This is a genomic window from Alkalihalophilus marmarensis DSM 21297, assembly GCF_000474275.2.
In the GTDB taxonomy this organism is placed as follows: domain Bacteria; phylum Bacillota; class Bacilli; order Bacillales; family Bacillaceae_D; genus Alkalihalophilus; species Alkalihalophilus marmarensis.
The window spans coordinates 100,704-120,010 of sequence record NZ_ATAE01000020.1 but is presented as its reverse complement, the minus strand read 5'-3'; the positions used below and the strand labels follow the sequence as shown (position 1 = coordinate 120,010).

Sequence of the window (19,307 nt, the reverse complement as noted above, 5' to 3'; positions counted from 1 at the left end):
GGAAATCCCCTCACTTTTAGCGGCCAATGAACATTTGTGTCCAATAGTGACCGTACGAACCTCCTTTTGCATAACCTACACCAATGTGCGTATAGTTAGAAGAAAGAATATTCTGACGGTGGCCTGTGCTGTTCATCCAAGCATTGAACACAGCCTGTGCAGAAGTTTGACCAGCAGCGATGTTTTCACCTGAAGCGCGGTATGTAATCCCGAAATTACGGATCATTTGATGCGGACTTCCGTATGTTGGTGATGTATGGCTGAAGTAGTTTTTATCACGCATATCCTCTGACTTGAATCTAGCAACACGTGATAATTCCCAGTTGCTTTGTAGTGGATTTAAGCCGTGTTTCGCACGTTCTTGGTTCACAAGACGAATGACTTCTTCTTCCATTGATACAAAGCTTGATGCGCTAGGGATCGTTAGGCGCTGGCCAGGATAGATCACATTAGGATTAGATACTTGCGGGTTTGCTTGGATAATTTCTGTCACACCCACTTGATAGCGGACAGCAATTTTCCACATTGTATCTCCTTGTGAAACAGTGTGTGTGGTAGACGCTTCGGCATCTGTTCCACCAAAACCAAAGACTAAGGCAACGGACAATAAAAAGAGTGAGGTAAATCGTTTGAAATGTCTCATAAATCTATAATAAAAAGGTTTACTATGTAAGTATAGCGGTAATTGCTGCCTCTAAAGGGTAGTAATTGGCTCGTTTACTAGTGTTAGGAAGTTTAGTAGGTCCATCGTTTTTATATGAAAAAATGAACTAAGGCGAATGGAGGGATCTAGTAATGAAAATGTTGCTGCTTATTGGGATGTTGTTACTAGTTTTGGCCGCATGTCAAAATTCTGCAAATGAAAGGGAGGATTTACTACAAGAGGAAGTACCTGGTGAAAATGTAGAGACTGATCCAGAAGAAGCAGAGGGTGATGCAGAGCTCACGGAAAAAGAAAAACTGCTGAAAAAAGCAGATACTGCGCTTCTTACACTTTCAAAGCAAGATTGGCAAAGCCTCTCTAAAATGACTCATCCCAAAAAAGGCTTAACATTTTCCTTTTATGCCGCTATCGGAACAGATGAAGATAATGATGTAACCTTTACAAAAGAAGAGGCAGCCAACCTCGGTAATGACACGGAGTATATATGGGGATATGATCACGGCGATCAGCAATTTATAATGACAGCCCATAATTGGGTGACAAATTACCTCCTTATGCATCAAGGAGTATCGTCCGTTGATTACACTGAAGTGACCTATAACGACTCCATTGTAGAAAGTGGGGGAATGATAAATACGATTGCTGATGAGTATCCTGAAGCAAAGTATGTAGAGTATTACTCACCACCTTCTGACATTGAGTTCGATTGGCAGGCGCTTCGGTTTGTATTTGAAGAAAAAGAGGGCGAGTGGTATCTAGTTGCCATTGTTCGTGATGTCTATTCGCCATAAAGACCTTTAACCCCCATGAATGAATTATCATTCATAGGGGATTTTTGTTGAATAAGCAGGAAAAACCTGTTTACTAGACGAATGTAAAAGTATAGTAGTAAGAATATTATGTTAATGAGAATGGTGAGCGTTGCATAAAGTAATAGCGATAAGATAGTTAATAAAGTAGAAATGAAAGCGTTTTAAAGGGGGATATGCATGGGTACAGCATCTTTTTTAAAAGAAGAGCATATGATTTTTCGTAAAGCGGTTCGGAGTTTTCTAGAAAAAGAGATTAAACCTCATTATGAAAAATGGGAGAAGGATGGACTCATTCCTAGGGATATTTGGTACAAGCTTGGAGGTGAAGGACTTTTATGTCCGTGGCTTCCTGAAGAGTACGGCGGAATGGGAGCTGATTTTGGCTACTCCTTTGTCCTGATCGAAGAACTAGAACGCATTGGTTCAAGTCTAGTAGGAGTTCCATTGCATAATGATGTGGTTGTTCCTTATTTATGGCACTATGGTAATGAAGAACAAAAGGGTCGGTGGCTTCCTAAATGTGCTACAGGGGAGGCAGTGACAGCCGTTGCGATGACAGAACCAGGGACAGGTTCTGACCTGCAGGCAATTAAAACAACGGCAATATTAGATGGCGATTCCTATGTATTAAATGGCTCTAAAACGTTTATTTCAAATGGCCTTCACGGGGATCTGTTTGTCGTCGTTTGTAAAACAGATCCAAGAGCAGAGCCAGCTAGAGCAGGAATCAGTCTTTTAGTCGTAGATGGAAATTCTGAAGGATTCATTAAAGGGAAAAAACTCGATAAGGTCGGACTCAGATCTCAAGACACGCTTGAACTCACATTTGAAGATGTCCGTGTACCAAAGGAAAATCTATTAGGAGAGGCCGGGAAGGGTTTCTACTACTTAATGGAGCAGCTGCAGCAGGAGAGGCTGATCGTAGCGATCGCAGCTGTTACAGCAGCAGAAGTGACGCTTGATTCTACTCTTACGTATGTAAAGGAAAGAAAAGCATTTGGAAAACCGGTCGGATCGTTTCAACATAATCAATTTACTTTAGTTGAACTAGCAACAAAAGGGGAAATTGGCCGTACCTTCCTTCACTCCTTAGTAGAGCGGCATATGAGAGGCGAGGATGTGGTTAAAGAAGTGTCTATGGCAAAGTGGTGGCTCACTGATCTTGCGAAAGAGACAGTCAGTACGTGTGTCCAGCTGCACGGAGGGTATGGATACATGGAAGAGTATGAAGTAGCAAGACGTTCTAGAGATATTCCTGTATCAGCAATTTATGCAGGGACAAATGAAATCATGAAAACGATCATTGCGAAAAAAATGGGGTTATAGAGATGATTCTGGCTAAACAAGGAATGCTTGATTCAATAAAAATCATTGATTTCACAAATTATCTCCCTGGTCCTTTTGCTTCTTTACGACTTGGAAACATGGGGGCACAAGTAATTAAAGTAGAACCTCCGCATGGTGATCCTGCCCGGCACCTGTCCACGATGCATGAAGGCGTGGGAGTTATTTATGCCGCAACGAACTGGAATAAACAATCGATTCACCTTAATTTAAAGGACCCCGCAGATCAAGAAAGAGCCCTGCAGCTCATTAAGAATGCGGATGTTGTCATTGAGTCATTCAGGCCTGGTGTGATGGAGAAATTCGGCCTTCATTACGAACGGCTGAAAAAAATGAATCCTGGCTTAATATATTGTTCAATCTCTGGCTACGGGCAGCATACAGATCATCAAAGCGGATTTGGCAGCCATGATATTAATTACATGGCAGAGAGCGGGATATTATCTTTGTTATCTGATGAAAATGGGAAGCCTGTTCATCCCCATATTCAATTTGCCGATTATATGGGCGGAATGTATGCTTCTGAGCAAATTCTTGCGGCCCTAGTCAGCCGCGGTGTGAATGGATACGGGCAATATGTAGATATCAGTCTTGTCGATGCCTTATTTTCAATGCTTGGTGCCTATGAGTTAATTTACAGGGAAACTGGACGTACTGCCGGAGTAGATGAACTGAACGGTCAGTATGTATGTTATTCCATTTATGAGACGAAGGACGAGCGCTATATGGCAATAGGGGCGCTTGAGGAGAAATTTTGGAGTAACTTTTGTACAGCTGTTCACCAGCCGCACTGGAGACATAGAGGACAAGACCGGCGGGATGAGGTGCATTCAATTGCAAGTGAAGTCACTGCTCTGTTTAAAAGCAGGACGTTAGATGAATGGACGCAATTTGCTAAGAAAGTCGATTGCTGCTTGTCCCCAGTCCTGACCATAAACGAGGCAGTTTCTTCTCCGCTTATACATGAACGAGGGCTGATTGAGATGCTTACAGATGAGAGAGCAAGAATTCGCACATTACCAGCTAACCAACCTAACAAAAGAAAGGAACGATCAATATGAGAGAAGTAGTCATTGTAGAAGCAGTAAGAACTCCGCTAGGAAAGAGAAAAGGTGCCTTATCAAACCTCCGTGCAGATGAACTATTGGCGCTGCCTTTAAAAGAGCTTGTTGAGCGGACGAACATTGATCCCGCAGATATTGAAGATGTAATTGCCGGCTGTGTCTCGCAAGTAGGAGAGCAGGCACCAGATATTGCACGGCTCGCAGCGCTTATTGCAGGCTATCCCATTGAAGTACCTGGTGTGACGATCGACCGTCAATGCGGCTCAAGCCAGCAAGCCGTTCATTTTGCTGCGCAAGCGATTGCTAGCGGTGATATGGATGTCGTCGTTGCAGCCGGAGTTGAGCATATGACGCGGGTTCCAATGTTTTCAAATGTTCAAGGAAGCTCTTACAGTAAAAAGCTAAGCGACAAATATGAACTCCTGCATCAGGGAGTATCATGTGAACGGATGGTCGAAAAATGGGAATTAACAAAAGAAGAATTGGATCAGTTCTCGTTAAACAGTCATAAAAAAGCAGTAAGTGCTTGGGAAGCTGGACATTTCGACCGTGAAGTGATGCCGATTCATTGTACGGCAGAAGACGGATCAGTTATTGAGCTGACAAAAGATGAAGGTCCAAGAGCAGATACAACATTAGAAGCTTTGCAATCTTTAAAAACAGTGTTCAAAGAAGAGGGTGGCACCATTACGGCGGGAAATGCAAGTCAAATGAGCGACGGGGCGGCAGCAATTCTACTTATGTCACGTGATAAAGCAGACGCTTTAGGTCTTAAACCCCGCTGTAAAATTACAGCACGGAGCGTAGTCGGCTCTGATCCAACACTTATGCTGACCGGACCAATCCCAGCTACGCATAAAGTATTAAAGAAAGCCGGCTTAACGATTGAGGACATGGACCTTTATGAAGTAAATGAAGCGTTCGCTCCCGTTCCGCTTATTTGGGCGAAGGAAGTAGGGGCGGACTTAAATAAACTAAACCCTAACGGTGGTGCGATAGCTCTTGGCCACCCGCTTGGAGCAAGCGGGGCACGTGTGATGACGACTTTGCTCCATGAGATTGAACGTACAGGAGGACGCTACGGCCTTCAAGCTATATGTGAAGGTTTTGGCATGGCGAATGCGACGATTATTGAACGACTAGACTGATCTTTTCGATGGATTAACTCGATTGATTAACTTAGAGGGGGGCGTGAGAAAATGAGAGTAAAGAACAAAACGTTTCTAGTGTCAGGAGGCGCATCAGGCCTAGGCGAGGCGACGGTACGGATGATCGTTTTAAATGGAGGTCAAGCGGTGATTGCTGACCTAGATTCGACGAAAGGCGAAGACTTAGTAGCTGAACTAGGAGAAGCAGTCACATTTGTCAAAACAGATGTGACAAACGATGAAGATGCAAAAAGTGCAGTCGCTCATGCTGTTTCCCATTTTCAAACGTTGCACGGTCTCATCAATTGCGCAGGCGTAGGAATCGCCAAAAAAGTGCTAGGTAAGAGAGGGCTTCACGGGGTCGAAACATTCCAAAAGGTCATGCAGGTGAATTTAATCGGTACTTTTTCAATGATTCAACATGCAGCAGAAGTGATGAAAGAGAATGAGCCGAACCGTGAAGGAGAGCGGGGAGTCATTATTAATACAGCATCTGTTGCTGCTTTTGACGGACAAATTGGGCAAGCTGCCTATGCTGCCTCAAAAGGTGGAGTAGTCAGCATGACATTGCCGCTAGCTAGAGAGCTTAGCGCATTTGGCATCCGAGTGATGTCGGTAGCACCAGGAATATTTGAAACGCCGATGTTTGCTACGCTTCCAGAGGCCGCTAAGCAATCACTAGGTCAAATGACCCCATTCCCCAATAGACTCGGTCATCCGAAAGAGTATGCCGATCTCGTTCAGCATATTATCACAAACCCGATGTTAAATGGGGAAGTGATCAGGCTGGACGGGGCCATTCGAATGCAGATGAAATAATGTCTTGAAAGCCGCTAAAACAAAACTCATGACTAGGTCCAGTCAACGCACTTGATGTTCTAAAATTCCTTTCTGCATTAGTTGTTGATTTCCGCTGCAGGCACACGCTTTCCGCGGGCGGCCCGGGAGCTTCCTTGTCGTCACACTCCAGCGGGATCTCCCCTGGCCACGCACATCCCGCAGGATTCGGTGCCTTCCGCTATAATCAACGGAGGAAGGATGTTTTATAATGCTCCCATTTTATTAAGTAGCTGTTAAGTAATCCTTACAATCAACTCAAGGATGTCTGCTTTAATATAATTTGAACTTCTCCATAACTAAATCTCTCCACACAATAATTACATAAAGCAACACCCCAGCGGATGAAATATGCGTAGACTTCTGCGGTGCCTAGAGCAGGGCTGAGATCCCACAGGGGTATAGCCCGAGGAAGCACAGCAGCTCACCGCGAAAAGCGAAGCATATTTCAGGAGCGAAAACTATGCTAAAAACCGTGTTTAAGGCACTTAAAGTTTTGAAGCTATAACCACATCACTTTGCATAATAATTACACATCAATAACCCGGCACACTTTCTGTTAGGGCAGTTAATCCCTTCTAACCCCCTTTAGTTAACCCTGCTCTATCCAAATACTCTATTAATCCGCAAATAATAAAAAGACTTATTTCCAAATGGATAAGAATGGTGTAAGATGAATGAAGTTTAGGTCTAATGTATTGTGAAAAATGTCTGTTATATGTTTATGAGGGTATGTATATAAAAAAGGGTGATAAGGGGAGAGAATGACGTTGAAGCTGTTATTTAAACAACGTAAAAAGCAATCTGAATTATTAGAAGAAATGGATACACTTACCTATGATGATGTAGTGCTAGATGTATCACCAGAAGTGGCACTCCAATTAAAAATGATTCATTTAACAAAAGAAGATTTAGTTCGAATTAAAGCAATCCAACCGCTTATTCATGAGCATATTGAAGAGATTGTCGATAATTTTTATAAAAATCTCTATCAAAATCCTGCACTTACAACGATTATTGAAGATCACAGTTCAGTAGACCGGTTAAAGAAAACATTGAACAGACATATTGAGGAAATGTTCGCTGGGAAAATGGATGCAGCGTATGTAGAGCAGCGAAATCGAATTGCTCATGTTCACGTTAAGATTGGTTTAGAACCAAAATGGTATATGTGTGCATTTCAAGATTTGTATACATCGATTGCAGTGATGATCAAAGAGCATGCGGTGGATACTTCTGAATGTCTGGATGCAATGCTCTCTGTATCCAAAATTTTAAATATTGAGCAGCAGCTCGTACTTGAGGCTTATGAAAATGAAAATGAGCGTAACCGTCAGAAAGATCTTGAAGAACGCCACGAGCTTCAGTTGAAAGTGAATACGACTGCTGAAGAGCTTGCAGCGATCTCAGAGGAAACGAGTGCGTCGATTGACGAGTTGAAAGCAAAGTCAGAGGATGTGCATCGTTACAGCACGGAGGGGACAGCTGCCTCATCTCAAGTGGAGAGCCTATCTAAAGAAGGAAAGGATAAGCTTCAAGAACAGTATTTAAAAGTAAAAGAAGTCGATCAATACATGGAGAAAATTTCATCTGAAATGGAATTATTAAAAGACGTTTCAGAAAAAATTAATGATATTGTAGGGCTTGTCCAATCGATTGCTGATCAAACGAATTTGCTTGCACTAAATGCAGCGATTGAGGCAGCACGTGCAGGAGAAATGGGTAAAGGCTTTTCAGTTGTAGCAAGTGAAGTCAGAAAGCTTGCTGAGCAGACAAAAGCATCCGTAAGTGAAGTGTCTGGCTTAATCGTCTCTACAAAAGAACGGATAGGTTCTGTATCGTCCTATATGTCGACCATTGATGAACTTGTTAAAAATAGTGCCAATGGTTTATCTAGTACGAATGAATTTTTCGACCGTATTGTCACTCAAACAGAAACGACGAAAGAACAGAACAGGAATGTCGATCAAGAAATTAAGAAGATCGCTCATGTTATTGAAGAGATTAATGATGCAGCCTATCAGCTTGCAACAACTGCTAATGAATTGAATATGATTACGCATCATCTTGACTAACAGAACGCACCTGAAGTGAAAAACTTCAGGTGTTTTTTTCGTTCTTAATTAAATTTTAATATTTATCTTGTACATTATAATCAACTACTTAGAGAGGATGAAAATAATGAAAAAAGCAACTTTTCTAGCATCTGCCTTATTAGGTGCTTCCATATTTGTAGCAGGCTGCAGCGAGGAAACGCATACGGACCATGAGCCTGCTATGGAACAAGAGATGGATGAGAATATGAACGAAGAAATGGAAAATGAGGGAATGGATCACGATGATATGGATCATGATCAAATGGACAGTGACGACTCCACTGAAGATGCCCATCAAAGTCATAATAATCAAGGTGGAAAAACGGATTATGCAGACGAACCCCATTCATTTAACGAGGCTGCAACCGAACAGTTACTCGTATCAAACACAAAAAATATTACAAGGTTAAATGAAGATAATCCGATAACATTGTCTATTCATGTATCTCAGATGATCTGGCCTTCTACACATGAGGAAAATCAACCGGGCACCGTTATTTTAGCTCCAGTTAATAATTGGCAGTATTCTTTAGCTGCTTTAACTTTAGTACATCATCCAAATGACGGCCCTATTCTTTATTATGATGAGGAAATAAATGATGATGTATTAGATGAATTAAACCGTCTAAATCCAAAAGGTAATAATGAAGGAATTGAAGTATTAGCTGTCGGGGAGCTTAGCGAGTCTGAACGAAGTAAATTAACTGCATTTGAAGTGAAAACGATTAACGAGAACAACCCAGCGGCGTTCGCACAAATGGTAGAAGAAGAGTTTTCAAAAACAATTGATACTGTAGAAGAGGCAGTAATCATTGGTTCGATGGAAGACTCTGCAAAAGAATATACGCTCACTGCAGCGAATTGGATTTCTCATATGAATGAATCACTTTTGTATGTGAATAGCGACACGATTCCAGAAGAAACAAAAGAAGCCTTAGCACAAAGAGAAGGTTCGGCAAAAATATATGTGTTAGGACCCGAAAAAGTTATTAATCAAACTGTAGTAAGCGAACTAGAAGAGTATGGTGATGTTGTACGTATAGAAGGTGAGAATGCGGTCAGTCAATCAATTGAAATGGCTTCTTTTAAAGACACGGAGACTGGTTTTGGGTGGGGGATCACAGAACCAGGACACGGTTTAGTGTTTGCATCGACTGCCTCACCAGAGCTCGCCATTGCAGCGGCACCATTTGCCCATTTAGGCAAACATGCTCCAATGATCTGGCTCGATGAAGGAGAACTTACTCAAGATCTTTTCAATTATTTGGCTCAAATAAAGCCTGAATTTCAGGAAGATCCAACAGAAGGACCTTATAATCATGGATATCTGATAGGTACCTTTGATACAATATCATTTAATACACAAGGAATATTAGATGAAAAATTAGAGATTGTCTCAGCTGATGGAGACGGTCATGGTCAACACTAAGCAAAAGGAGAAATAAAATGAAAAAATGGTTGTTACTAGGAGCGGGTTTTGTAAGTATCCTTGCCGGATGTCAAACTGCAGGAAGTGAAGTAGAAGAGTTTTCTCACCTCCATGGTCTCGAGTTTGCTCACAATGAAGATGCTTTTTATGTTGCTACTCACCACGGGTTAATTAAGCATGCAGATGGGGAGTGGATAGATGTAAATAAAGAAGCAGAGAAACATGATTTTATGGGTCTTGCAATTCTGGATGAGAATACAATGCTCTCAAGTGGTCACCCGAGTCACTCGTCAGATTTAGAAGATCCTCTTGGGGTGATGAAAAGTACCGATCAAGGAGAAACGTGGGAACCGATTGCTCTTTATCCAGAAGTGGATTTTCATCTTCTTCATGCAAATAAAGGAGACTCAAACCAAGTTTATGCTATAGATGCGTACAACTCTCACTTTTATCACTCGGAAGATGGTGGTTATTCATGGGAACAGGTTGAAACAGAAGGGTTGCCAGAGCCAATTGGTCACACGTACAGTTTAACGTCACATCCTCAGTTTCCTAGTCATGTACTTGCTGGTACTGAAGAGGGAGTGTATATGTCATTAGATAACGGTCAGACCTGGGAAGAAATGGAGAGCAATTCTACAGCGACTGCACTTGAATCATTAAACGGGGAGAACGAAGAATTAATGGCCTACTTTGTAGGTGAATTAGAAGGGTTATATTTTAGTAAAGATTTTGGACAAACATGGGAGTCCCTCGATTTCACTTTAGAAAATGATATGATTTCTTATATTAGTCAACATCCAGGCCAAGATAATGAAATCATCTTAGGTTCCATGCAAGAGGCGATCTATCATACAAGTGATTTTGGAGACACTTGGACGCAATTAGCGGAAAATGGAAAATTTCTTCCGTAGAACATTAAGCTGACCATTTAGAAGATATCTAAATGGTCAGTTGTTTTTATAGCATGATGATGATTGGAATGGGGATCTTCATTTGGAGCGATACTTGGAGCTTCGATAAAATGAATACAGATAAAGCTTGCACAAATGAATAAGAAATACCAGATAGTCTTGAGAGATAAGGTCTTTTGGGTGTTGTTTTTTATTTCTTGAGCCAGTGCTAAATAAAGAATAAACAGGGTGCCGACTAAAAGCAGCAGCATGACTTGAGTGAGTGGCAAATGATGCTGTACTGGGACCATCACAGCAAGCATAGTGCCCATCATACCTCCCATTAAACCTGAGATAAATCCGTCCATTACAGCAATAAGTGAGAATGGATAGCCAAATAAAACGCCTATTAAAGCGCCGATAAACATGCTGATGATGGTCGTCTCAAAAAAGGCATCTGAAAATAATATTCCAAGGACAACACCCGATGAAAGTCCTATCATCATACCAATTGCCATAGCTGCGCACATTCCGAGCATATTTGATAAATAAGATTTATAAACAAAGACAATAAAACCAATGATGGCCAGTAAAAGGACGAGGAGACATAGTAAATACCACTGCATGACGAATTCTCCCTTCTATTTCAAAATGTACATTTATGGACTATGTAAATACAACGATTAACCCTTTATTCAAAAGGTAGTTTGTACACTAGTATTAGTTTGTCTTAATAAATATGTCTAAAAACGAAAAGAAGAGATTGGTGAGAATAGATGAAGAAAATAATAATTATTGATGATGAGAGGGAAATGCAAAAGTTACTTGAACTCTGCATTCAATCAAGCAGCTATGATATTAGAACGTTATCAAGCGCCATTGAGGCAGAGTTTTATTTAAACAAGGAGGATATCCACCTCATCTTATTAGATATTATGATGCCAGAGATGACGGGTTTTGAATTTTTGAAGCTCATAAATGAATTACAAAAAGAAATTCCGGTCATTTTAATTACCGCTATGGATGATACAGAAGCTGTTGTTAAGGGTCTTGAGCTTGGCGCTTATGACTTTATCACAAAACCGTTTGAGCCTAGAGAATTAAAGGCTAGAGTTCAATCAGTTATCAAAAGAACAGAACACTTATTTGAGAAAGATACAATTATTAGCAGGTTCGGAATTAATAGGAACCCATCTCAAAGAATTTTCACATATAATGAACAAGTCATCCCGTTTACAAACAAAGAATATCAATTATTCTCTAGGTTCTTTCAATATCCAGGAAGAGTATATACCAGAGATCAACTCCTAACACTTGAATGGGAAGAGGAAGAAGAACGCTTCAACCGAAATGTAGATGTCCATATCAAGCATATTCGAGACAAGTTAGTACAAGCTGGCATAGAAAGACCCTTAATTGAAACCGTGTGGGGTGTGGGGTATAAAATGCCATTAGAGGAGCTGGACTAGGTGAAGCTGGCTACAAAATTATTAATAGCTATTTTCTTCTCTATTGTTTTTGTCATCATCGTAATGAGTCTATCTTTTTATCATTTTTCTAAGTCCTATTATAAACATCAACTTCAAGAAGACGTGGAAAACCGGCTGCTTTCTCATGCCGAAATAATAGGCGCGCACTCTGATGAGACAACCTTAGCGCATGTCATGATGATGGAGGCAGGGCAAGAAGAAAATACATTCATTATTTTTGATGAATCACTACAAGTCATCAACAGTTCGAGGTATTTTTCTGATGAGGTCTTAGCTAATTACCAATTATGGATATCAAAGAAGATTCATCAGAACAGCAAAACTGAATTTATCGACACAATGGAAGAACATATCCCTCATGCTTGGTCTTACACTTCCTTTGCGACAATAGATGGAGAAAGAGGGTATTTGTTTATTGATCAAGATACTGGAAGCTTCGAGAAGACGAGAAAACATATCTTCTTATTAACATTAGGCATAGGTTTCCTTGCCATGTGTTTAGCTGTCATCGTAAGTTTCTATTTATCAAAGCGGCTGACCAATCCTATTATGAAGGCTCAAGAACTAACTAGAGAGATTGCCTCGGGTCGATTAGATGTAGACGTACCTATATCGACTAGTAAAGATGAGGTCTCCATATTGCTTTCCGATATTTCAATTATGGCTATAAGTTTAAAAGAGTATCGAGATGAAAGGCAGCAATTTTTAACGAATATCTCTCATGATCTTAGAACCCCCTTAACTTACATAAAGGGCTATTCCGCGTTATTAAAAGATCAGCAGCTTGAACCACCTGTAGTCAAAGAGCAATCAAACATTATTTATCAAGAAGCCTCCCGGATGGAGCATTTAGTTCAAGATCTCTTTCATTTAATGAAATATGAAGAGGGTTCATTCCATTTGGATGTTGAAAGAACGGATCTGAAAGGTTTTTTTGATCAAATACAAACAAAATTGAAGCTTGACATCCAATCAAAACAGCTAAATTTAAAGGTTCATGCAGCTAATGATGATATGTATGTAGCTATTGACAGAGGACAGTTTGAGAGGGCGGTAATGAATCTTGTATCTAATGCGATTCGTCATACTCAACCTGGGGGAGAAATTAATGTTGCTCTAACTCGGGAAAGTCAGAGGTGTATGATTGAAATACGCGATAATGGCACAGGCATACCTGAAAAAGATCTTGATCGCATTTGGGAAAGGTTTTACCGAGTAGATTCTTCTCGTTCTACTAAACTTGGCGGCAGCGGTTTAGGTCTTGCCATTACGAAAGAGATCATTCATCTCCACCACGGGTTGATCTCCGTTTCTAGTAAAATGGGGGAGGGGACAACGTTTATAATCGAAATTCCTGCTGAATAGAACGCTTTTATGATATATTTCAATTATATGAGTCTTTTATACAATTGGAGAGGGGCATATCATGAATACAATACATCCAACAACAATCCCAGCACTAAATAAAGAATTAGGCGAGCAGGTTTCAGGTTATATTAACACTTTAACGAAACCGCCAGGAAGCTTAGGAAGATTAGAAGAATTAGCGATTCAGTTAGCCGAAATGAAAAATAATCCATTTCCTAAAGTATCCCCTGCGGGCGTTCTAGTGTTTGCGGCTGACCATGGAATAGCCGCTGAGGGGGTCTCTGCATTCCCGCAAGAAGTGACCGAGCAAATGGTCATGAATTTTCTTAACGGCGGAGCTGCGATTAATGTATTTTCAAGACAAATTGGTGCTGCATTGAAGGTTGTAGATATTGGTGTAGCAGGAGAGATCGAGCATGAGGCGTTAATTGTGGATAAGGTACGAAACGGCACTCGTAATTTCTTTGAAGAAGATGCGATGACATACGACGAAGCAGTTGAAGCCATTGCGGTCGGAAGAAGGCAGGCTGAAAAACTCATTGAAGAAGGCATTGAGAGCATCATTCTTGGAGAAATGGGAATTGCCAACACAACATCAAGCAGTGCGCTCCTAGCTGTATTGACTGGCAAGCCCGTTAAAGATTTAGTTGGATATGGGACGGGTATCACAAATGAACGCCTGCAGCATAAAATAGAGATTATTAATCAGTCAATCGAGAATAGAAAAGCGGATGCAGCAGATCCGATTGATATTTTGAGGAAGCTAGGGGGTCTTGAGATTGCAGGCATGACAGGAGCTATGCTGTTTGCGGCTGAACGTCGCGTTCCGATTATTTTAGATGGGTTTATTTCCACGGTCGCAGCACTGATTGCTGTCCGTATGGCACCAGTATGTGCAGAGTACATGATTGTCGGGCATCAGTCGGTTGAGCCAGGACACTTAACAGCAGTGGAAGCCCTCGAAAAGAAACCGCTAGTTAATTTGGGATTAAGGCTTGGTGAAGGTTCTGGTGCTGCGGTAGCTTTTTCAATTATTGAATCTGCATGTAGAATGGTGAGTGAAATGGCTACCTTTGAATCGGCTGGTATCTCGAAATAATTATCACACAAAAATGATCTCGCCATAAAAAATCCCGGTAGACACAGCTAGTCGCTGTCCACCGGGATTTATTTTTACAGTTATTCAGTACGTGTATTACCGCCATTATTCTGCCCATTTCCACGAACTAGAACTTTTAATCCTTGTCCCATATCAGAAGCTAGTACGTAATTTCGGTCAACGAATACGCCCCATACATCGCCTTGATCTGGTACATACTGACCGATTTGCTCTGGGTTAGCTGGGTCTGAAATATCTACCATGTACACGCCGCCAGCATAGTGGCTTAAGTAAAGCGTATTTCCTTGGACTTTAGGGTCATGAACAGTATTAGCAAATGTCGTACCATCTTCTACTTTTTCCGTTAAGTCCGTTTTGAACTCACTTAAAAGCTTTGGATTGGACTTATCCTTCACATCGAAAATACGAGTATAACCATAAGACTCTTCATAGCCCGCGCGTACAGGAACATACACTTCTCTTGTTTCAATTAAGACGTTGCCGCCACGAGCAAGTGCAGCGGAGTGAGCAGAACCTTGCTGCTCAGAAGAGAAGTCTGTGCGCCCAAGGTATACAGGGTTTTCAGGGTCACGTACATCGAAAATGACCGTTCCTAAATCCCACATAGACACATATGCATATTGTGTATTATTGTCTGTAATGACTGAATGATTAAATACTGCTCTAGTTTTACCGTCCGGCGCGTTCCAGTGGTATCCATTAAAGGAATCGTCTACTTCAGCAAGATCACGAGGGTCAAACTCCCACAACTTTTCAGGGTTTGCAGGATCAGTGACATCAATAATTTGGAAGTCTTTTTCTTCACCCCCACTATAGTAGTCAGCATACGGGTTTGAAGTGAATACTAGGGCGCGATTTCCTTGAGTCGCTAAATAAAGCTCATGTGTACCTGCTGTATTATCATACACTTCATAGAATCCAAGTTTTTCTGGGCTGTATGGATCGGTTACATCATAAAGCAAGAATCCTCCTGCAGTGTCGGCATTGCGGTTCCGCTGCTGAACACTTACAACCGCAAGATCTCCTTTGAATTCTGGTGTATTCACTGATTTAACAATCACTTTCTCCTGCCATGTACCAGGGACGTCATCGTGAGCAAATGCAGCTACTTCAACAGGGTTGGAAGGATCTTTCATATCAAAAACACGAACCCCGCCGTTCGCACCGCCAGCTGTATGTGTTCCTAAATAAGCAAATCCTTTATGGGCATACACATCAGCGGTATTGTTTTGAGCATCTCCGTTAATTTTCTCGATTTGTACAGATGCTGCTTCTTGTAAGCTTGACACTTTGCCTGTCCCTTCATTTTTCGCCTCACCTAGCGTGGCTAACTCTTCATTTGAGAAGACGATACGCTCACCCTTTTGAAGTCCAGACTCATCTAGTGCATCATGTGCAAGTACTGCAGGTGCTGCAGCCGATAATACTAAAGCGCCTGCTAATGTAGATTTAAGAACAACATGTCTCATTTTTTTCAATCGAATAACCTCCAATAATTTTTAGATTATTTCACCTTTTCACAATTCAATATACTAAAGCAGAAACCTTTATTAGTATACTAATTATTTCGGTTATTGAAATAATTAATGCTATTTTCCTAACGAGCAGTAGGTATGTAGTTGGATATTTTTTCTAGGATGATAGCTGCTGAATAAAAAAGAACTAGAATAGTTCTACATGCGAAACATTCTCATTGCTTCTATTATTAAATAGGAGTAAAGTGGAGGAATGGAAAAAAGAGAGTAAGAGGGGAAACCAATGAATCATTTTTTGAAGCAACATTTATATGTTGTTTATTCTGTCATTTTACTTATGTATATAGCCAATACGTTTATAGGCAGTGAACCAATTCATTATGTAATCGGAATCCTTGCCATTCCGATGCTTCTCATATCCTTTTTAGGGGCGAGTAAACTATTTCGTATTTTAGGCAGTATTTTTATTACTGTCGGTACGGGGATGTATATCTATTCTGGACTGCCGCTCTATCAAGTCCCGCTGTATTTTACATCCACTATGCCGTTACTCGCCTTTTTAACCGTGTTACCTTGGATGAACAGCATCGTTCGTGCAGGACGTTTTGACCGTCGTATTAATGAATTAATGAAAGCAAATGTGTCAGACTTAGGGAAGCTGTATGTCAGAAGCTCGTTTACGACGTACACTTTATGTTCGTTCATTAATTTATCCGCCTTATCGATTTCTCAAGAAGTGCTCCTAGAGAATATGGCTAAAATGAAGAAAAAAATCAAGGATTCTTTTATAAGTCAAACGACGCTGCGAGCATTTGCCGTTGCACTCTGCTGGAGTCCGATGGAGATTATGGTGGCGATGACAGTGGATGCGACAGGTGTCAGCTATCTAGCTTATCTTCCTTGGCTCATTCTTTGTTCATTCATTGTGTTAATGGTGGATTGGTTATGGGGGTCCAGGCGATTCAAGCCGGTACCTTATGAAGCAGCTGTCTACCATCCCGAACGAACGATTGAACCTGGCATCATTGCATGGAAAATCACCAAACTGGTAATTGCATTAACTGCTTTTTTGCTCATTGTGGTGACATTAGGGAATGCCTACAACTTAAACTTTATTTTATCTGTTACGCTTGTCATCTTGCCATTTAGTTTCTGCTGGGCTCTTGTTATGAACAGGATGCGGAGTTTTCTTGCGATTGGATGGGGGACTTGGAAATTTCGAACAAATCACATGCAAAATTTTGTTGTGTTGTTCTTATCACTTGCTTTTTTCTCTTCTAGTTTAAACGAAACACCTTTTCTAGGAATGATCCAGCAGCCGTTTTTAGCTGCCTCTGAGACACCTTTAGTCATTTTACTGCTAATTCAAGGTACTTACTTATTGATGAGTATGATCGGAGTCCATCCTGTAGCTACAATCGGCATACTAGCTGAGGTAATGCAGCCTTTATATTCAGTCATTAATCCAATGAGCGTCGGAATGGTATTAATTACAGGTGCACTAGCAACAGCTACAGTTGGAGCTTACGGGATCACTGTCACGATGACCTCGATGAACACGATGCAAAACCCTTATCGCATTACGTTGCGGAATATGCCATTTGCTATATTGTACGGAGGGGTTGGCACGTTAATCGGATATTTGCTTTTATAAATTAAAAAAGGAGATGACCAGCGCATTGGCGGTCATCTCCTTTTACCTTACCCTAACAACTTACAATCTGGGGTCGTAACGATTATTATCTGCCACAGACACCTCATTTCATTCTTGTTAAAAACAATCTTGAAATTTCTGGTTACTGTACAATGCAATCACCTCATAAAAGGGATAATCGAAAAACATCCAATTTGTATAGCTAACATCATGTTAAAATGATGGGGTATGGTTGTTGAGAGCACTGCTGCCCTCAAAACTTATTATAGCCAGAGGATTATTTTCTATACAAAAAAATAAAAAACATTTAGGTGCCTACAAAAGTGCAACCTAATCATATGGACAAAAGAAAAGATGAGGGATGTTATGGAGAATCGAATAAGCAAGGGAATTCAAATAAACAATGAAATTCAAATAAGTAAAGAAGTTCAAAAAGCGCTTGACCTCTTGAATTATAAAAAGCTGACGAACGTTCAGGAAAAAGTTGTACCGGTCGCTATAGCTGAAAAAGATGTCATCGTTAAAGCACAAACAGGAAGCGGAAAGACAGCTGCTTATGCCATTCCTTTATGTGAGAAGGTCATTTGGGAGGAGAATAAACCGCAAGCATTAGTATTAACACCGACAAGAGAATTAGCGGCCCAAGTGAAAGAAGAAATCATCAATATCGGCCGATTTAAAAGGGTGAAAGCAGCAGCGGTTTATGGAAAGCAATCCTATGAAAGACAAAAAATAGAGCTGAAGCAGAAAATTCATATTGTCACAGGCACTCCAGGACGAGTTCTTGACCATATCGAGAAGAATTCACTGGATACAACAAATATTCGATTTTTGGTTATTGATGAAGCAGATCAGATGCTGAATATGGGATTTATTGATCAAGTGGAGGCCATAATCGCACGGATACCAGCTAATCGAGTGACAATGTTATTTTCAGCTACGTTTCCTTATGGAGTAGAGGAGCTTTCTAAGCGCCATATGAGTCTGCCTGAATATATCGAAATTAACTCAACGGAAGCAAGCCGGCCAAATATTAACCACGCTTTAATTGAAGTAGAGGCTGATGAGAAAACAGACGTTTTAAAAAAGGTATTAATTACAGAAAATCCTGATAGCTGCATCATTTTCTGCCAAACGCAAGTAGAGGTAGATAAGCTTGAAAAATCCCTTTTAAGAAGCCAATATCCTGTAGAAAAATTACACGGGGGAATGAAGCAGGAAGACCGTTTTGATGTAATGGATCGGTTTAAAGAAGGTGCTTTTCGTTATTTAGTCGCAACAGGGGTAGCGGGCAGAGGGATTGATGTCGCTGATATAGACCTTGTCATTAACTATGATGTACCTGCCGAAAAAGAAAATTATGTGCACCGAATTGGGCGGACAGGCCGGGCAGGAAAAAAAGGAATAGCGAGAACCCTTGTTACTCCGAGAGAACATGGATACATTGATGATATTGAGGATTTTATTGGTGAGCAAATTACACGAGTACCACGTCCTGGAAAAGAAGAAGTAAAGAAAGCTATGAAGGCGTTTCAGATTAAATTGAAAAAGAAACCTCAACTAAAAGAAAATAAGGCAAAAAAACTGAATCAAGATATTATGAAATTGTATTTTAATGGGGGAAAGAAAAAGAAATTACGTGCGGTTGACTTTGTAGGAACTCTCTCTTCCATAAATGGCATACAGTCAGATGATATCGGGATTATTACCATTCAAGAAAGAGAAACCTATGTTGAAGTTTTAAATGGAAAAGGCCCGCTCGTTCTTGAAGAAATGAAACATCGTACGATTAAAGGCAAGCAATTAAAAGTTCACCCGGCGAAAAAATAAGCGAACTGCCAGTCTAGTACTGGCAGTTTTTTCTATAAAAATGTTCACGTTTCGTTCAATCAGATTAAGTGCATTTTACTAAT

The 19,307-nt window shown here is 40.8% G+C and carries 16 protein-coding genes; 13 read left to right on the top strand and 3 right to left on the bottom strand.

Translation table 11 applies throughout. The annotated features are described in order from the left end of the window. Positions 1–16 precede the first annotated feature (16 nt). Positions 17–643, bottom strand: a complete 627-nt coding sequence (gene safA, locus A33I_RS07480; protein WP_081457657.1) for a SafA/ExsA family spore coat assembly protein — start codon at positions 641–643, stop codon at positions 17–19. Positions 644–795: 152 nt separating this feature from the next. On the opposite strand from safA, the gene A33I_RS07475 reads away from it, so the two are divergent. The 8 genes from A33I_RS07475 (at position 796) to A33I_RS07440 (ending at position 10,308) form a co-directional block, all read left to right on the top strand. Then, a complete protein-coding gene (locus A33I_RS07475; protein ID WP_022627875.1) occupies positions 796–1,455 on the top strand; it encodes a hypothetical protein in 660 nt (219 codons plus the stop codon). Between the two features lie 198 nt (positions 1,456–1,653). Beyond that, a complete protein-coding gene (locus A33I_RS07470; RefSeq protein WP_012959108.1) occupies positions 1,654–2,802 on the top strand; it encodes an acyl-CoA dehydrogenase family protein in 1,149 nt (382 codons plus the stop codon). A gap of 2 nt (positions 2,803–2,804) precedes the next feature. Then, positions 2,805–3,881: a CaiB/BaiF CoA transferase family protein gene (locus tag A33I_RS07465; RefSeq protein ID WP_022627874.1), complete on the top strand. Its 1,077-nt coding sequence runs from the start codon at positions 2,805–2,807 to the stop codon at positions 3,879–3,881. Continuing rightward, positions 3,878–5,032: a thiolase family protein gene (locus A33I_RS07460; protein WP_022627873.1), complete on the top strand. Its 1,155-nt coding sequence runs from the start codon at positions 3,878–3,880 to the stop codon at positions 5,030–5,032. Before A33I_RS07465 ends, A33I_RS07460 begins: the two co-directional genes overlap by 4 nt. A 51-nt stretch (positions 5,033–5,083) precedes the next feature. Next, complete coding sequence (locus tag A33I_RS07455; RefSeq protein ID WP_012959105.1) at positions 5,084–5,851, top strand: 3-hydroxyacyl-CoA dehydrogenase; 768 nt, start codon at positions 5,084–5,086, stop codon at positions 5,849–5,851. A gap of 788 nt (positions 5,852–6,639) precedes the next feature. Beyond that, complete coding sequence (locus A33I_RS07450) at positions 6,640–7,944, top strand: globin-coupled sensor protein (RefSeq protein WP_012959104.1); 1,305 nt, start codon at positions 6,640–6,642, stop codon at positions 7,942–7,944. Positions 7,945–8,050: 106 nt separating this feature from the next. Then, a complete protein-coding gene (locus tag A33I_RS07445) occupies positions 8,051–9,394 on the top strand; it encodes a cell wall-binding repeat-containing protein (RefSeq protein ID WP_022627871.1) in 1,344 nt (447 codons plus the stop codon). Positions 9,395–9,411: 17 nt separating this feature from the next. After that, positions 9,412–10,308 carry a F510_1955 family glycosylhydrolase gene (locus tag A33I_RS07440; protein ID WP_022627870.1) on the top strand — a complete coding sequence of 299 codons (897 nt, stop codon included), beginning with the start codon at positions 9,412–9,414 and terminating at the stop codon, positions 10,306–10,308. Positions 10,309–10,325: 17 nt separating this feature from the next. On the opposite strand, the gene A33I_RS07435 is transcribed toward A33I_RS07440, so the two are convergent. Then, complete coding sequence (locus tag A33I_RS07435) at positions 10,326–10,913, bottom strand: hypothetical protein (protein WP_022627869.1); 588 nt, start codon at positions 10,911–10,913, stop codon at positions 10,326–10,328. 150 nt (positions 10,914–11,063) lie between these two features. Here A33I_RS07435 and A33I_RS07430 point away from each other — a divergent pair, with 150 nt between their 5' ends. The 3 genes from A33I_RS07430 to cobT all read left to right on the top strand — a co-directional run bounded on the left by A33I_RS07430 (position 11,064) and on the right by cobT (position 14,244). Further along, entirely contained in the window at positions 11,064–11,756 is a 693-nt protein-coding gene (locus tag A33I_RS07430; RefSeq protein ID WP_022627868.1) for a response regulator transcription factor, read from the top strand. Then, the gene (locus A33I_RS07425) at positions 11,757–13,142 is read left to right on the top strand and encodes a sensor histidine kinase (protein ID WP_022627867.1); all 1,386 of its coding nucleotides are present in this window, start codon (positions 11,757–11,759) and stop codon (positions 13,140–13,142) included. It begins immediately after the preceding gene. 61 nt (positions 13,143–13,203) lie between these two features. Then, positions 13,204–14,244, top strand: a complete 1,041-nt coding sequence (cobT, locus tag A33I_RS07420; protein ID WP_022627866.1) for a nicotinate-nucleotide--dimethylbenzimidazole phosphoribosyltransferase — start codon at positions 13,204–13,206, stop codon at positions 14,242–14,244. A gap of 80 nt (positions 14,245–14,324) precedes the next feature. Here cobT and A33I_RS07415 read toward each other — a convergent pair whose 3' ends face one another. Next, complete coding sequence (locus A33I_RS07415; protein WP_031311500.1) at positions 14,325–15,734, bottom strand: LVIVD repeat-containing protein; 1,410 nt, start codon at positions 15,732–15,734, stop codon at positions 14,325–14,327. Between the two features lie 289 nt (positions 15,735–16,023). Between A33I_RS07415 and A33I_RS07410 the strand changes: the two genes are divergently transcribed. After that, on the top strand, positions 16,024–17,394 hold the full coding sequence (locus tag A33I_RS07410; protein ID WP_022627864.1) for a hypothetical protein: 1,371 nt from the start codon (positions 16,024–16,026) through the stop codon (positions 17,392–17,394). A gap of 366 nt (positions 17,395–17,760) precedes the next feature. Beyond that, a complete protein-coding gene (locus A33I_RS07405; protein ID WP_022627863.1) occupies positions 17,761–19,224 on the top strand; it encodes a DEAD/DEAH box helicase in 1,464 nt (487 codons plus the stop codon). Positions 19,225–19,307: the final 83 nt, after the last annotated feature.

Coding starts and splice junctions, on each gene's coding strand:
- safA (WP_081457657.1), bottom strand. CDS start 643: ATGAGACATTTCAAACGATTTACCTCACTCTTTTTATTGTCCGTTGCC.
- A33I_RS07475 (WP_022627875.1), top strand. CDS start 796: ATGAAAATGTTGCTGCTTATTGGGATGTTGTTACTAGTTTTGGCCGCA.
- A33I_RS07470 (WP_012959108.1), top strand. CDS start 1,654: ATGGGTACAGCATCTTTTTTAAAAGAAGAGCATATGATTTTTCGTAAA.
- A33I_RS07465 (WP_022627874.1), top strand. CDS start 2,805: ATGATTCTGGCTAAACAAGGAATGCTTGATTCAATAAAAATCATTGAT.
- A33I_RS07460 (WP_022627873.1), top strand. CDS start 3,878: ATGAGAGAAGTAGTCATTGTAGAAGCAGTAAGAACTCCGCTAGGAAAG.
- A33I_RS07455 (WP_012959105.1), top strand. CDS start 5,084: ATGAGAGTAAAGAACAAAACGTTTCTAGTGTCAGGAGGCGCATCAGGC.
- A33I_RS07445 (WP_022627871.1), top strand. CDS start 8,051: ATGAAAAAAGCAACTTTTCTAGCATCTGCCTTATTAGGTGCTTCCATA.
- A33I_RS07440 (WP_022627870.1), top strand. CDS start 9,412: ATGAAAAAATGGTTGTTACTAGGAGCGGGTTTTGTAAGTATCCTTGCC.
- A33I_RS07435 (WP_022627869.1), bottom strand. CDS start 10,913: ATGCAGTGGTATTTACTATGTCTCCTCGTCCTTTTACTGGCCATCATT.
- A33I_RS07430 (WP_022627868.1), top strand. CDS start 11,064: ATGAAGAAAATAATAATTATTGATGATGAGAGGGAAATGCAAAAGTTA.
- cobT (WP_022627866.1), top strand. CDS start 13,204: ATGAATACAATACATCCAACAACAATCCCAGCACTAAATAAAGAATTA.
- A33I_RS07415 (WP_031311500.1), bottom strand. CDS start 15,734: ATGAGACATGTTGTTCTTAAATCTACATTAGCAGGCGCTTTAGTATTA.
- A33I_RS07410 (WP_022627864.1), top strand. CDS start 16,024: ATGAATCATTTTTTGAAGCAACATTTATATGTTGTTTATTCTGTCATT.
- A33I_RS07405 (WP_022627863.1), top strand. CDS start 17,761: ATGGAGAATCGAATAAGCAAGGGAATTCAAATAAACAATGAAATTCAA.